The organism is Faecalicoccus sp. LCP19S3_E2 (genome assembly GCF_052121255.1).
GTDB lineage: Bacteria > Bacillota_I > Bacilli_A > Erysipelotrichales > Erysipelotrichaceae > Faecalicoccus.
Window position 1 is genome coordinate 1 of record NZ_JBQKEP010000009.1, and the last position, 12,688, is coordinate 12,688.

Annotated in this window: 19 protein-coding genes and 8 tRNA genes; 10 read left to right on the plus strand and 17 right to left on the minus strand. The window is 39.5% G+C overall.

Annotated features, from left to right (window positions below):
• From rpmJ to ACTQX6_RS08710, 5 genes are all read right to left on the minus strand, one after another.
• A partial coding sequence (rpmJ, locus tag ACTQX6_RS08690; protein WP_173446955.1) for a 50S ribosomal protein L36 occupies window positions 1–100 on the minus strand: 100 nt, incomplete at its 3' end.
• A gap of 14 nt (window positions 101–114) precedes the next feature.
• A complete protein-coding gene (gene infA / locus ACTQX6_RS08695; RefSeq protein ID WP_117446501.1) occupies window positions 115–333 on the minus strand; it encodes a translation initiation factor IF-1 in 219 nt (72 codons plus the stop codon).
• Window positions 334–450: 117 nt separating this feature from the next.
• Entirely contained in the window at window positions 451–594 is a 144-nt protein-coding gene (locus tag ACTQX6_RS08700) for a hypothetical protein (RefSeq protein ID WP_294687060.1), read from the minus strand.
• Entirely contained in the window at window positions 573–1,466 is an 894-nt protein-coding gene (locus tag ACTQX6_RS08705) for an MmcQ/YjbR family DNA-binding protein (protein ID WP_294687058.1), read from the minus strand. The genes ACTQX6_RS08700 and ACTQX6_RS08705 overlap by 22 nt, the downstream gene beginning before the upstream one ends.
• Window positions 1,453–2,436 (minus strand): rod shape-determining protein, encoded by a 984-nt coding sequence (locus tag ACTQX6_RS08710; RefSeq protein WP_294687056.1) that lies wholly within the window; start codon window positions 2,434–2,436, stop codon window positions 1,453–1,455. Before ACTQX6_RS08710 ends, ACTQX6_RS08705 begins: the two co-directional genes overlap by 14 nt.
• A 92-nt stretch (window positions 2,437–2,528) precedes the next feature.
• Between ACTQX6_RS08710 and ACTQX6_RS08715 the strand changes: the two genes are divergently transcribed.
• The 9 genes from ACTQX6_RS08715 to ACTQX6_RS08755 all read left to right on the plus strand — a co-directional run bounded on the left by ACTQX6_RS08715 (window position 2,529) and on the right by ACTQX6_RS08755 (window position 3,758).
• Complete coding sequence (locus ACTQX6_RS08715; protein WP_294687053.1) at window positions 2,529–3,026, plus strand: hypothetical protein; 498 nt, start codon at window positions 2,529–2,531, stop codon at window positions 3,024–3,026.
• Between the two features lie 6 nt (window positions 3,027–3,032).
• Window positions 3,033–3,108: transfer RNA gene (locus tag ACTQX6_RS08720), tRNA-Val, on the plus strand.
• Window positions 3,109–3,133: 25 nt separating this feature from the next.
• Window positions 3,134–3,217, plus strand: a tRNA-Tyr gene (locus ACTQX6_RS08725).
• Between the two features lie 5 nt (window positions 3,218–3,222).
• Window positions 3,223–3,298 (plus strand) — tRNA-Gln (locus ACTQX6_RS08730).
• Between the two features lie 6 nt (window positions 3,299–3,304).
• Window positions 3,305–3,378, plus strand: a tRNA-Gly gene (locus ACTQX6_RS08735).
• Between the two features lie 54 nt (window positions 3,379–3,432).
• A tRNA-Val gene (locus tag ACTQX6_RS08740) sits at window positions 3,433–3,508 on the plus strand.
• A 12-nt stretch (window positions 3,509–3,520) separates the two neighbouring features.
• Window positions 3,521–3,596, plus strand: a tRNA-Thr gene (locus tag ACTQX6_RS08745).
• A gap of 8 nt (window positions 3,597–3,604) precedes the next feature.
• Window positions 3,605–3,680 (plus strand) — tRNA-Lys (locus ACTQX6_RS08750).
• 4 nt (window positions 3,681–3,684) lie between these two features.
• Window positions 3,685–3,758, plus strand: a tRNA-Gly gene (locus ACTQX6_RS08755).
• A 138-nt stretch (window positions 3,759–3,896) separates the two neighbouring features.
• Here ACTQX6_RS08755 and ACTQX6_RS08760 read toward each other — a convergent pair.
• The 6 genes from ACTQX6_RS08760 to ACTQX6_RS08785 form a co-directional block, all read right to left on the minus strand.
• A complete protein-coding gene (locus ACTQX6_RS08760; protein WP_294687195.1) occupies window positions 3,897–4,487 on the minus strand; it encodes a transporter accessory protein in 591 nt (196 codons plus the stop codon).
• A gap of 75 nt (window positions 4,488–4,562) precedes the next feature.
• The gene (locus ACTQX6_RS08765; protein WP_168966337.1) at window positions 4,563–4,937 is read right to left on the minus strand and encodes an ArsR/SmtB family transcription factor; all 375 of its coding nucleotides are present in this window, start codon (window positions 4,935–4,937) and stop codon (window positions 4,563–4,565) included.
• Entirely contained in the window at window positions 4,921–5,688 is a 768-nt protein-coding gene (locus ACTQX6_RS08770; protein ID WP_294687198.1) for a nitroreductase family protein, read from the minus strand. The genes ACTQX6_RS08765 and ACTQX6_RS08770 overlap by 17 nt, the downstream gene beginning before the upstream one ends.
• Complete coding sequence (locus tag ACTQX6_RS08775) at window positions 5,685–5,906, minus strand: hypothetical protein (RefSeq protein ID WP_294687199.1); 222 nt, start codon at window positions 5,904–5,906, stop codon at window positions 5,685–5,687. Before ACTQX6_RS08775 ends, ACTQX6_RS08770 begins: the two co-directional genes overlap by 4 nt.
• A gap of 37 nt (window positions 5,907–5,943) precedes the next feature.
• The gene (locus ACTQX6_RS08780) at window positions 5,944–6,369 is read right to left on the minus strand and encodes a type 1 glutamine amidotransferase domain-containing protein (RefSeq protein WP_294687201.1); all 426 of its coding nucleotides are present in this window, start codon (window positions 6,367–6,369) and stop codon (window positions 5,944–5,946) included.
• Window positions 6,370–6,566: 197 nt separating this feature from the next.
• Window positions 6,567–7,418, minus strand: a complete 852-nt coding sequence (locus ACTQX6_RS08785) for a DUF368 domain-containing protein (RefSeq protein WP_117446493.1) — start codon at window positions 7,416–7,418, stop codon at window positions 6,567–6,569.
• Between the two features lie 138 nt (window positions 7,419–7,556).
• Between ACTQX6_RS08785 and ACTQX6_RS08790 the strand changes: the two genes are divergently transcribed.
• Window positions 7,557–7,709: a hypothetical protein gene (locus tag ACTQX6_RS08790; RefSeq protein ID WP_168966343.1), complete on the plus strand. Its 153-nt coding sequence runs from the start codon at window positions 7,557–7,559 to the stop codon at window positions 7,707–7,709.
• Between the two features lie 56 nt (window positions 7,710–7,765).
• Here the strand turns inward: ACTQX6_RS08790 and ACTQX6_RS08795 are convergent, their stop codons facing one another.
• The 6 genes from ACTQX6_RS08795 to ACTQX6_RS08820 form a co-directional block, all read right to left on the minus strand.
• The gene (locus ACTQX6_RS08795) at window positions 7,766–7,975 is read right to left on the minus strand and encodes a hypothetical protein (protein WP_229035628.1); all 210 of its coding nucleotides are present in this window, start codon (window positions 7,973–7,975) and stop codon (window positions 7,766–7,768) included.
• A gap of 46 nt (window positions 7,976–8,021) precedes the next feature.
• Window positions 8,022–8,774 (minus strand): ABC transporter ATP-binding protein, encoded by a 753-nt coding sequence (locus ACTQX6_RS08800; RefSeq protein ID WP_117446482.1) that lies wholly within the window; start codon window positions 8,772–8,774, stop codon window positions 8,022–8,024.
• Complete coding sequence (locus tag ACTQX6_RS08805; protein ID WP_294687203.1) at window positions 8,767–9,621, minus strand: ABC transporter permease; 855 nt, start codon at window positions 9,619–9,621, stop codon at window positions 8,767–8,769. The genes ACTQX6_RS08800 and ACTQX6_RS08805 overlap by 8 nt, the downstream gene beginning before the upstream one ends.
• Window positions 9,622–9,637: 16 nt before the next feature.
• Window positions 9,638–10,609, minus strand: a complete 972-nt coding sequence (locus tag ACTQX6_RS08810; protein WP_168966345.1) for an ABC transporter substrate-binding protein — start codon at window positions 10,607–10,609, stop codon at window positions 9,638–9,640.
• Between the two features lie 374 nt (window positions 10,610–10,983).
• Window positions 10,984–11,568, minus strand: a complete 585-nt coding sequence (locus tag ACTQX6_RS08815; protein WP_294687207.1) for a sugar O-acetyltransferase — start codon at window positions 11,566–11,568, stop codon at window positions 10,984–10,986.
• Between the two features lie 50 nt (window positions 11,569–11,618).
• On the minus strand, window positions 11,619–12,680 hold the full coding sequence (locus tag ACTQX6_RS08820; RefSeq protein WP_205141279.1) for a branched-chain amino acid aminotransferase: 1,062 nt from the start codon (window positions 12,678–12,680) through the stop codon (window positions 11,619–11,621).
• Window positions 12,681–12,688: the final 8 nt, after the last annotated feature.

The window sequence follows — 12,688 nt, forward strand, 5'->3', positions numbered from 1 at the left end:
GTTTGTGTTTTGGGTTTTCACAAATTACCATGACGCGACCCTTGCGTCGTATTACTCGGCACTTGTCGCACATCGGTTTTACGGATGGTCTTACTTTCATTTGTCTAATCCCTCCTACTTTCTTCTGAATGTTATACGCCCACGTGTTAAATCATAGGGTGAAATTTCCACAGTTACACGATCACCTGGTAAAATGCGAATGTGGTGCATACGGATTTTACCAGAAACGTGAGCCATGATTTCGTGTCCGTTTTCCAATTTCACCTTAAAAGCAGCATTAGGTAATGTGTCAACAACGATCCCATCGATCTCGATCTTATCCTGCTTCGACATGAATTCTACAACGCCTCCTTACTGAATAATGAAATGACTTGGCATAAATAGCCATCTATCATTCTACCAAACAAAATCAAAAAAAGCCAAGAAAACATGCACTTTTTCCTGACTTTTTTATTCTTTCAACAATTTTACCAGTGCTTTTGGCACATGACGAGGCCCTCGCACCGATTTGATCCCATATTCTTTTAAGCGTTCCAAAGTAAATTCTGAAATATCATAACGCTTTTTCAGCTTTAAACGCATAGCTTTCTGCATATGAATATTTTCATCCTCAAATACATGATCCAGATTGCTTCTATGATCTCACATTGATAGAAGATACTGGAATAAGGACTTGATACGTATAAGAAAACAATATCCTTTTCATACATAGGTACCGACTGTTTCCAAAGCGTGGCATCCGTATTATCAAAAATATGGATCATATCATAATAATTGGCATTGGCGGGAATCAGCCAGTACGGATCCGGACTATTGATCATATAGCTTTGTTTAACCACATCCATGATTTCTTCATCACTGAGCGTATCATCCAGACAAACTGAGATCCAACTCTTTTTATTCATATGATAGGCGGGATAAAAGCCGGGTTCCAGTATCTTTACAGCACATTGTTCATCCAGCTTCACATTCAGTATATCGATAAAGCCCGGTGCTTTTTCTTTTAATTTATCGGCTTTGATATGTTGTATGATTCCAAACCATTTTCCATTCTTAGGATGGCGAAATACACCACTAAGCGGATCTCTCTTCCATAAAAATTCCGGACTAACCTGATATTCCTCCAATATCCTTTGTGCAATTCGATTGGCCTGTCTGGATACAAAAGGCGTTTCCTTAAAACAGTGTGCTCGTATATCCTTTAACAATGCGATATATGCTTCCCGAATCTCGGAAACAAAGGCCCCGTTTTGACTTTCGATTCGATAGTTAACATATTCTTCATCCAAGGCCGTATCCCATATCGTCCCCTTTACATGACCATCCTTAAACACAAATACAATCGCTTTAAAACCGGGAACCTGATTTCTGACATAACGATATCCCTTTTCTTCTTTGATAAAGCCATAAGATACAAGCAAGTTCCAATCTACCGTATATTTTTTAAAGATCTCATCTTCCAGCATCGTTTTCTCCCATACGCTCCAATAAGATTTCCAAGCCCTGTGATACGGTACTTTGTGGATCATCCGTTACATAGACCGGACAGTTGACTAAACTCTGCAGGTTTTCCTTCAATCCCTTTAACAACATGGTCCCGCCGCAACAAATGATTCCTCGCATGCGTACATCTTCCTGTTGTTCAGGACTCAAGCCGGACAAAAAATGATAGATCCATCTGGCCCATTGTTCACACAATGGATATAACACCGGAACCAGCATATTTTCATCCAACTGCAAAGACATCAATTTTTGACTTTGCATATTCACACCCTGCACCAACATGGTTTTCGGTTGTTTCTGCATCTGTGTCTGCCCGATGTTGATTTTGATCTTTTCAGCCATGGAATCGCTGATCTGCATATGACAACTTTGACGCAGCCATTTTTGGATCAGCAAATTAACATGCCTTCCCGCTACTTTATACTGACTGCTTCTTTGCATCTGCCCGTTACTGAATACGGCAATATCACAATTAGAAGAACCCAGATTTAATACACAGCTGGCAACAGGAATAAACAGATTTAACTGCGCACCGATAGCCGCCACCCAGATTTCCTGTTCAAAATAAACACGATAGGCTCCAAACTCTAATAAATGCTGTTTCAATTCTTCTCTTTGTTGACGATTTAGCGCCATCGGATAACTAAACAATAGAACCGTCTTCTTAAACATTCGAAAAACTTTATAGTCATAGATCAGCTGTTCCAACAAAGCATGTAAGGCATCAAAGTCAATCTTGTTTTGTGATAAAGGCGAAATGACACGGATTTTTTGATCTAAAGATTCTTTCATTTCCTTTGCCTCATCACCGATGGCAAGTACATTGCCTTTTTGATCTAATGCGACCATGCAAGCCTCATCAAAGAGCAAACCTTCGTTTTCCATGACCAGTCGAATTTTATCGGCTCCTAAATCAATACCTACTCGAATCATAATCTTCATCACTTTCTATATATAATATAAGTATAGCATAGTTAAAAGTCAGACTCTATGTTATACTATAAGTGCGCATTCATGTATAAATCATGAAAATAGAAATCATTTCTTCAGAGAATAAAAAAATGGAAATTCCAACCGACTTTACACTTTTGACGATCGTAGAGCATTTGGAAACGGAAAAAGGAAAACAATATCTGGATTATTGGTTGGATTGGGAAGAATTATTTACCCAAATTCATTTGCCCATATGGATTCTCACGCAAGATGAAAGCACAACCATACAGAATTTTTTGAATACGTATGCCACCAGTCTTCAAGTAGGAAAAAGTACAAATAAAGATTTATTTGATCAACTTGGCTGTATTCGTCAAAAATTTGTTTTTGGAAAAACTTATACGATCTTAGATCCGGCGATTTATCTTTTTTATCAGGATACGCTTGTTTATAAGTCGATTCGTACCCACAACAAAGCTATTGGAGAGGCTTATTTAAAAGGACTGGATATCCAATATAAAAATTTTGTGGAAAATTTCAGAAAAAAATTGACATCCAAAAAAGAATTTGTTAGTATAAGAAAGCGCTAAATGAATGGAGGCTTAGCTCAGTTGGGAGAGCATCTGCCTTACAAGCAGAGGGTCAGCGGTTCGAGCCCGTTAGCCTCCACCATTTTTTAGCCCCAACAATTAAACATGGAGGAGTAGCGAAGTGGCTAAACGCGGCAGACTGTAAATCTGTTCCTTCGGGTTCGGCAGTTCGAATCTGTCCTCCTCCACCATTTCTTGGGGTATAGCCAAGCGGTAAGGCACAGGACTTTGACTCCTGCATTTCACTGGTTCGAATCCAGTTACCCCAGCCACTAAATGCAGGTGTAGTTCAATGGTAGAACAACAGCTTGCCATGCTGTATACGGGAGTTCGATTCTCCTCACCTGCTCCAGTGTATTTTATGCTTGACTGCCCTAAAAACATCTGCTATTATTGTATGGCAATTGGAGGCTTAGCTCAGTTGGGAGAGCATCTGCCTTACAAGCAGAGGGTCAGCGGTTCGAGCCCGTTAGCCTCCACCATTATTATTTTGTGCCGACTTAGCTCAATTGGTAGAGCAACTGACTTGTAATCAGTAGGTTGTGGGTTCGATTCCTATAGTCGGCACCATTATTTTTGACCCGTTAGCTCAGCTGGTAGAGCATTTGACTTTTAATCAAAGGGTCGGGCGTTCGAATCGCCCACGGGTCACCACTTTGCAGGTGTAGTTCAATGGTAGAACTTCAGCCTTCCAAGCTGACTACGTGAGTTCGATTCTCATCACCTGCTCCACATTGTCTCGAAAGCCTTTAGATGAAGGCTTTTTTATTTTTTTCCTGTTCATGACAAATTCAATACAAACCATATTTCACTTTCTATCCAATAAATAGAATCAGCCGACTAACTCCATTATAATCGGCTGATATTTTTTTACTCCTTAAAGAATGCTTCATAAATATCTTTTAGTTGCTTGGTTTCTTCTTCTGTCATTTCTCTTTCATTAGGATCATAGCTATCTACTGTTCCAATATGAGAATTCTTTACTTTTCCATCTTTCATCTCTACGACCATCGGTACATACAAGGTAAGCTGACCATCTTCATTCGTTTCCATATACTCACCCAAATAATTGATGATTCTTTCCTTTTGTTCATCATCATACAAAAGATTATGATCTTCATCTCTGGTCTTAATATAGTAAACCTCTTTCTGATGTTCCTGTGCCACTTCTTTTAAAACCGGTGCAGCATCCTGGCACCATGGACAATCTTCATAGCCAAAATAATATACGCCATCTTCCTGATCCTCTAGTTTTTGTAACACATCTTCCATCGTTAATGCTATAAACCAATCGTCTTTTTGATTATCCGTTTCATCAATACTGCAGGCGGAGTGCTCCTCACAACCTTTCGGAGTCTCAGTCTTTGTTTCCTGTTGCTTATTGATCAAGATCCATAGAACAACACCACATATCATAATTCCTGTACATAGAGTAAATAAGGCAACTTTTCTTTGGTTCATTAAAATTCTCCTTGTTGTTGATTTTTATCTATTGTATACGAATATACCTATAAAAACTATATATTAACTCTAATTTTATTGATCTTGGTTTTGTTTCTCCCTGATAGTACATTCAATTTTAGAGAACATTTCTTTCATTTGATAAAAAATCATTGTTTCTTTCTTTATAGAATAGTAGTTCTTTGTTCCTTCTTTTCGCAATTCAAGAAGACCGGCATTCTTTAAGATTTGTAAATGATGCGATACAGCCGGTCTTGATAGATAGGTATGTTGTGCAAGCTCATTAACACGAAGTTCCTTTGGCTCTTGTTCCAACAATGTTAAAAGGATGAGCTGTCTGGTTTCATCTCCCAAAGCTAAAAAGACTGTGCGCAAACTTAAAAAATCTTTACGGAGATCTTTGATCCTTTTTTGACACGCTTCCTGCAACGAATTATCGACTTTGGACATGAAGCGCCTCTCTTTGTACACCACGTGCATACTTTATAGAAGGATACCCTATCACAAGCGTTGTCTGTACTTTTTTACCTTTAGGAATTTTCAACATTCGCTTCAACTTTATAGAAGTATGAGCTGCCAGTGTAAAAAAGCTACTGTATAAAACGCCAAGACCATGTGCTTTGGCCATGAGTGCCATGGCCGAAGCCGCCAATACCGCATTCGTTTTATCCTTACCGACAACAACGATTACCAAAGGTGCCTTTTTGAAAAAGAAATGATCATCAATTAGAAATTCTCTATATCTTTTACTAAATAAATTCAGCCCTTTTAAAAGTTTTCGAAACAAATGTACGGCAATCTTTTCTGCCTGCTCCCGCTCTTTCTGCAACAAGATCAGTTCCACATCTCGCATATTTCTGGCAGTAGGCATATAACGAGCTGCTTCCAGGAGATCTTGTATCACATCGTTTGGAATCTCTTTTTTCTGAAATTGGCGTACAGAACGATTTGTTTGAATAGTGTATAAAAGTTCTTTAGGATCCATTTCCTTTTGATCGCATTGAATGGGTTCTTGATCAAAGCCTGTCATCGTTACCGCATTTTGTGGACAGATTGCCACACAATGACCACATTTCATACAGTCCTGCGATTGAATTTGTGCTTTGTTTTGTATCAGCCTGATATTTTGCTCCGGACAATCTTTGATACATTGTCTGCATCCTATACATTTTTGCACATCAATCTTTATGTCATGTTTCATACTACTTCCTCCAGTTTTTGAATCAACAGCTTTGCGACAGTTCTGGGTGACCATGGATTTTGCCCGGTAATCAGTCTTTGATCCTCAATCGCATAGCTTGTAAAGAATCTTTTCTTTGAATAAAATGCTCCCTTTTCTTTAAGAGCATCTTCCGTAGAAAAAGGAACCAGATTTCGTTTCCGGCTTAACAACTCTTCTGTGTTGGTAAAGCCTGTCACATGTTTATTTTTTAGTAGAGGTGCCCGTTACCATCACTTAGAGGCATAAACCAACTACACCATGGCATACGGCACTGATATATCCTTTTTGTTCATAAATCGTTTCCGCAATCTGTTTCAGTTCTGTATTCTCTACAAAATCCCACAGGACACCATGTCCTCCGGTATAATAGATTGCCTGATAGGCACAGGGATCGATCTCTTGCGGCTTTTGGGTCTTTGCCAAAGCTCGATCGATAAAATCTCTATCTTTATACCATTTATAATCGATAGAATCAGCATATTTTATGGAAACCGGATCAATAGGCACATAGCCACCTGCCGGACTGACAAAATCCACCTCATAGTTCATCTTGACCATTTCATCATAAAAATGAATCAGTTCTCCCAACCATAAACCGGTCGGCTTATCAATTGCTCCATATGTGCGTATATTGGTTTCTACGATCAGTATCTTTTTCATCGTTACATTCCTTTCGTTTATTCGTTTGAACCACTATACCATAAACCGATTGTTTTTGTCTGATTGGTAAAGAAAGTCTTTCCCATTCAATTTGAATATGTTAAGGACTAATTTCTGATATTAGTAAATCTCATCGATTCTTTATATAAAAAAACTTGCATGTCTAAAATTCAACATGCAAGTTCATTTACTATCGATTATTCATCCCCCAGTTTGCTGGCGACAAACCATCCTGCAATAAAAGTAATCAGACCTATAACGATCATCATAATCGAGGATTGACTCCAGTCCGTTTTTAATAGGATTGCTACAGGACTGGCCGTTATCAAACCAATGATAGCATAATACGCTGATATTTCCCAACGCATTAAAATCCATTCAATTAGCTTAGCAATCGCAAAAATACCAAAAACAACGCCAACACCGAACGGAATCATCACCATACAGCAGTTGATGAAAGCCGGTATATCAAAACTTGTAATAGCATCTACAGTTTGATTTACATAAGATAAAATCGTTTCATAATAACCTAAAAGCATCAACATCATAGACCCGCTCACGCCAGGAATAACCATGGTAGCCGCTGCAATGATTCCCACAAACAGCAAAACAAGAAATTGTAAAAGATCCACTTGAAGCCTTTGTGCTGAACCACTATCTTCTCCTATAACAGCCATACCAACCACAATAGCAAAGAAAATCAACAAAGGAATCCAATTACTTGATTTTACGGGATTTGATCCTTTTACCTTTTTTAAAATAAATGGCAGGCTTCCGACAATCAAGCCGCAAAACGCAAAATTCGTCGGAATGGGATAGTTCTGTAAGAGAAATTCAAACAGGCGGGATAAAATAACAATAGCCAAAGCAGCACCAAAGAAAATTGGCAATAATAACTTCATACTACTTTTAAATTCACTCTTTAAATGAGTAATAGAGTGAATCAACTTATCATACAATCCCATGGCCACCATCATCGTGCCACCACTTACTCCCGGAATAATGTTGGCAATACCAACAATCATTCCCTGAAGAATCATCTTTATCATAGGTACCTCCTTAAAAAACCATGTATGAAATATATCATAGAAAGACATTATCTACAAATTAATATTTCGTATAGATACAATACGCTTGTATTTACAAAGTCCCTTTTTTATAATGGATAAAAAGAAATGGAGGTCTGTATGAATAAAAATATCATTGCGATGCTTCTTTATTTTTTAGCCGCTCTATTATTTCTGCTTTATGTATTTATTAAGACACCGACCGTTCTGGCAGGATGTATCATTTTGATCATCGCCGTTATTTACTCTCGGATGAATAAAAAATCTTCTTAAAGAAAATGACAATTCCCTCTCAGGAATTGTCATCGTTCAACGAATTCAATAAAATTTTATAAGTTTTGTGTCACTTCAACTTTTACTTTGTTTTCTGCTTCCAGATCATATGTGATCTTTGCGACTTCATCCAAATGATGTTTTAAGATACCTTGTACCGTATCAAAAACCTCATCTTCTTTTTCCTGAGATGGACAGTCATACTCAATACTGGTCACAACATGTTTTTTTGTAGAAATAGATTTCAATTCATCAATTGCACTCATATTCATATACCTCGTGCTTTTAGTCTAATCTGTTTTTTACCGTTTGTCAAACCGCATAGTAATTTAGAATGTCTGCCGGCTTTAACTGACTTTTTTGGGCAAAATCCATATCCTGAATCAATTTCCCTTCATTTAAGATAAACAGACGATTTCCATTATCCAAAGCATCCTGAATATTATGCGTGATCATTAACGCTGTCATATGCTCTTTTTGAATCAGTTCATTGGTAATTTCCAGAATCTTTTGCGCACTTTTAGGATCTAGAGCCGCTGTATGCTCATCCAATAATAAGATCTTTGGCGGATTTAACACAGCCATCATCAAAGCTACCGCCTGTCTTTGCCCACCGGATAAAAGTCCGATCGGTGTCTTTAAACGATCTTCCAAGCCCATGTCCAAGGTTTTCAGCTTTTCCTGAAAATAGGCACGATCCTGTTTATGCACCGCCAGAGAAAACTTTCCATATTTCCCGGAAGAATACGCCAAAGCAAGATTTTCTTCCACCGTTAGATGCGGGGCTGTTCCATGCTCCGGGTTTTGAAACAAGCGACCGATATAGCGAGCCCGTACATGCTCCTTCTGTCGTGTAATATCTTCCGAATCTAGAAAAATCTTTCCTTTCGCCGGTTTTAATGCACCTGTAATCACATTAAACAATGTACTTTTTCCGGCCCCATTACTGCCCAGCATCGTGATAAAATCACCATCCTGGATCGTAGCGCTGAAATCCTCCAATGCGACTTTCTCTAAAGAAGTGCCTTTATTGAAAATGACCGATATATTTTCTAATTTAAGCATTTTCTTTTTCCCTCACTTTCTTTAGATACGGAATGGAAATAGTCAAGGCAACTAAAATGGCAGACATCATATTCATATCGGTTGCCGGAATGCCAAACTGCAGGGCAATCGTGTAAAGCACCCTATAAATACAGGCCCCCACGATGGCACTGGCAAGGCCAAAACCAATCGTCTTTTTGCGCAGAATCGCTTCTCCGATAATGATACCAGCCAATCCTAATACCATCATCCCGGTTCCTCCGGTCACATCGGCAAAGTTTTGGTATTGGGCCAGTAAAGCACCGGATAAGGCAACTAGTCCATTGGATAGAGACATGCCTAAAAATTTCATGGTATCTACATTGATACTGCTGGATTTGACCATCGTTTCATTATCGCCGGTCGCCCGCAACATCAAACCAGTATTGGTCTTAAAGAAGGCAAATAAGAATAGCCCCACACAAACACTGATTACTACCAGGACCAACAAAGTAAACGGAATCATCGTAAACACGGAATCCGTATTCAACAAGGCAATATTGGGAGAGCCGGACATGATCCTAAGATTGATGGAATAAAGAGCGGTCATGGTCAAGATTCCGGCCAATAACGCATGAATTTTCATTTTTGTCTGTAAGAATGCTGTGATCAAGCCACACACACAGCCCGCCAAAAAACCTAACAAAAGTCCCAGTATCGGATGTCCCTGTACCGTACATACCGCACATGTAGCCGCACCGGTCGTAAAGCTTCCATCTACTGTCAGATCGGGAATATTTAAAATTCGAAACGAAATATATACGCCCAGAGAAAGGATGGAAAAGATCAATCCTAACTCTAACGCTCTTTCAAGTATTGCCAAGGACACAAAGCTCACTCCTATCTTACATCATCACTAAATGTTCGTTATTTTGAATATCTTCCGGTAAGATAATTCCTAAAGTATCTAATACCTTTTGGTTCACATAAATATTCAAATCATCTTTAAAGACCTTTACCGGTATATCGGCAGGACTTTTACCTTTTAAAATTTCATCCACCATATTGGCTGTTTCTTTACCTAAATTTTCATAATCGATACCAACCGTCGCAAAACCACCGTCCTGCACCATGGAATCAGCTCCGGTATAGAATGGAACACCGGCATCGAGTGCAATTTGTGATAGAGCTGCCATACCACTGGCAACCGTATTATCATTTGGTGCTAATAAGATATCCACTTGTTCACATAGAACACTGGCAGCACTCTGCAGCTCGGTTAAGTTAGAGCCGGTACCTTCCTGTAATGTCAATCCGTTTTCTTCACAGTATTTCTTTGCCTTTTCTAAGTTTGCCTTGGAATTGGCTTCACTGGCATTGTACAAGAATCCAACTGTCTTGACTTCAGGATTGATTTCTTTAGCCAGGTCTAAGATCTGATCGATCTGTACTTCATCGCTGGTTCCTGTAATATTGCCGGATGGTTTATCCATATCTTTGACTAATCCTGCCCCAACCGGGTCACTGACGGCACTGAATACGACCGGAATCTCATCGGATACATTAGCCGCTGCCTGCGCTGTCGGTGTGGCAATGGCAACGATCGCATCAACCTTTTCATCCTGATATTGTGACATGATCGAAGTCAAGTTACTTGTCTGTCCGGAAGCATCGGTAAAATCATATTTTATCGTCTCTCCGTCTTTATACCCCAGCGTTTCCATCTGTTCTACAAACGCATCGCGAATCGTGTTGAGTGAAGTATGGCTCACTAACTGAGAAACACCGACTGTCGGAATATCCGAACCGGATGAAGAACATCCAAACAATACGCTGCAAGTCAATGCGGCAGCTGCCAATTTTGATAAAGTTTTCATTTTGTCTTCTCCTTTTCTTTATCATTGTTTGGATAGCAATTCGCGGGTATAAAAGAAAAAAGTCCCATGTCAAAATACTTTGACACAGGACAAATCGTTTCTTGATCTGCGGTACCACCTGTATTGGTAAAAATACCCACTCATATAAAATGCTATCACATTTCTCTTGTTGTAACGTACAAGTCACGTCTTGGCTACTCACTCGTTTTCACCTTGCCCTTGGAAGTCCATTTGCAGAACTGTTACGATCAGGCTTTCACCACCCCTGACTCGCTTGGCGCACATCTTTCTGTTTGATCTCTTCCGCCTTGGTTTACTATAGGATACTCCATAAATGAAAAGAACGCAACATTTTTATGAAAGAAATTTTCAATTTATTCTTTTTCCATTCCTTCACTGTATGCCAGGCGATCTTCCTGCGTAATCTTGCGTTGCACCCGACATGGATTGCCAAAGGCAATAACACCTTCCGGAATATCTTTGGTTACGATGCTTCCAGCACCGATGATAGAATCCTTTCCGATCGTTACCCCCGGACAGATGACACAATTAGCTCCGATCCACACATTTTCACCAATGGTAATGGGTTGGGACGTATTCATTCCTTCTTTTCGCTGTGCTGGAAACACGCCATGCCCGGCACAAGTTATTGTGACATTCGGCCCAATAAAAACGCCATTTCCAATATGTACCGGTGATGTATCCAATATCACACAATTATAATTAATGACACAAAATCCATCAAAATGAATATTAAAGCCATAATCACAATGAAATCCCGGTGCAATATTGACATGATCACAACAAGTACCAAATAAAGTCTGTAAGATTTCTTTGTTGTCAGGATCTTGATCATGTGACTGACAAAGCTTTCTTGTCTTTTCCTGTAAGGTAAATGGTGTTTTAGTAAAGTGCGCTACATAACCGTCTTTGCTTTGAATCCTCTTTTTATAATCCATACATTCTCCCGTAGAAAAAAAGTTCCGTGCCTGCACAGAACTTCTTCTTTCTATTTTACTTCATGTGTCCAACCGTAGGTATCTTCCAGATCACCCCACTGAATACCAGTTAATGTATCATAAATCTTTTGTGTCAAAGCACCGGTTTTAAAGTCGTTGATCTGCACGACATCACCCTTATAATACAATTCCCCAATCGGACTGATAACAGCAGCGGTTCCGGTTCCCCAGGCTTCCTGTAATGTACCATCATGTCCGGCTTTCATCAGATCATCGATGGCCAAATGTCTTTCTTCGACTTTGTAACCCCAGTCACGCAAGATGTGTAAGATAGAATCACGTGTAACACCCGGTAAAACCGTTCCTTCGGTCGGTGCTGTAATGATCGTATCATTGATTTCAAACATTACGTTCATAGAACCTACTTCTTCCACATATTTACGTTCTACACCATCTAACCATAATACCTGTGTATAGCCTAAAGCTTCGGCTTTGACCTGTGCCGCTAAAGAACCGGCATAGTTTCCACCACATTTTGTGAATCCGGTTCCACCCACTGTCGCACGAACAAATTCATCTTCTACATAAATCTTAACCGGATTGACACCTTCCGGATAATATGCACCTACCGGTGAACAAATAATGATAAACTTGTAAGAGTGCGAAGGATGTACGCCGATAGCCTTTTCCGTCGCAAACATATATGGACGAATATACAGAGATTCGCCTTCACCTGTTGGAATCCAGTCTTTTTCCACACGAACGATTTCTTCTACAGCCTGTACAAAATCATCTTCTTCAATGATCGGCATGCTTAAACGTTTATTGGAATTGATAAAGCGTCGTGCATTCATTTCCGGGCGAAACAACAGGATACGTCCATCTTTGGCTTTGTACGCTTTCATTCCTTCAAAGGTTTCCTGCGCATAATGTAAGACCATACTGGCCGGATCAAATTCAATCGGTCCATAAGGTACGATACGCGCATCATGCCAACCTTGTCCTTCTTCATAATCCATGACAAACATATAGTCGGTCTGATACTTGCCAAATCCCAGATTTCCGGTTGGTTTCTCTTTTAGATCTTTTCTTTCTTCAAAACGAATTTTCATTTCGATTC

Coding starts and splice junctions, on each gene's coding strand:
- ACTQX6_RS08810 (WP_168966345.1), bottom strand. CDS start 10,609: ATGAAAACTTTATCAAAATTGGCAGCTGCCGCATTGACTTGCAGCGTA.
- ACTQX6_RS08705 (WP_294687058.1), bottom strand. CDS start 1,466: ATGCTGGAAGATGAGATCTTTAAAAAATATACGGTAGATTGGAACTTG.
- ACTQX6_RS08770 (WP_294687198.1), bottom strand. CDS start 5,688: ATGAAACATGACATAAAGATTGATGTGCAAAAATGTATAGGATGCAGA.
- ACTQX6_RS08715 (WP_294687053.1), top strand. CDS start 2,529: ATGAAAATAGAAATCATTTCTTCAGAGAATAAAAAAATGGAAATTCCA.
- ACTQX6_RS08820 (WP_205141279.1), bottom strand. CDS start 12,680: ATGAAAATTCGTTTTGAAGAAAGAAAAGATCTAAAAGAGAAACCAACC.
- infA (WP_117446501.1), bottom strand. CDS start 333: ATGTCGAAGCAGGATAAGATCGAGATCGATGGGATCGTTGTTGACACA.
- ACTQX6_RS08780 (WP_294687201.1), bottom strand. CDS start 6,369: ATGAAAAAGATACTGATCGTAGAAACCAATATACGCACATATGGAGCA.
- ACTQX6_RS08700 (WP_294687060.1), bottom strand. CDS start 594: ATGCAGAAAGCTATGCGTTTAAAGCTGAAAAAGCGTTATGATATTTCA.
- ACTQX6_RS08765 (WP_168966337.1), bottom strand. CDS start 4,937: ATGTCCAAAGTCGATAATTCGTTGCAGGAAGCGTGTCAAAAAAGGATC.
- ACTQX6_RS08785 (WP_117446493.1), bottom strand. CDS start 7,418: ATGATAAAGATGATTCTTCAGGGAATGATTGTTGGTATTGCCAACATT.
- ACTQX6_RS08800 (WP_117446482.1), bottom strand. CDS start 8,774: ATGCTTAAATTAGAAAATATATCGGTCATTTTCAATAAAGGCACTTCT.
- ACTQX6_RS08710 (WP_294687056.1), bottom strand. CDS start 2,436: ATGATTCGAGTAGGTATTGATTTAGGAGCCGATAAAATTCGACTGGTC.
- ACTQX6_RS08790 (WP_168966343.1), top strand. CDS start 7,557: ATGAATAAAAATATCATTGCGATGCTTCTTTATTTTTTAGCCGCTCTA.
- ACTQX6_RS08760 (WP_294687195.1), bottom strand. CDS start 4,487: ATGAACCAAAGAAAAGTTGCCTTATTTACTCTATGTACAGGAATTATG.
- ACTQX6_RS08815 (WP_294687207.1), bottom strand. CDS start 11,568: ATGGATTATAAAAAGAGGATTCAAAGCAAAGACGGTTATGTAGCGCAC.
- ACTQX6_RS08795 (WP_229035628.1), bottom strand. CDS start 7,975: ATGAGTGCAATTGATGAATTGAAATCTATTTCTACAAAAAAACATGTT.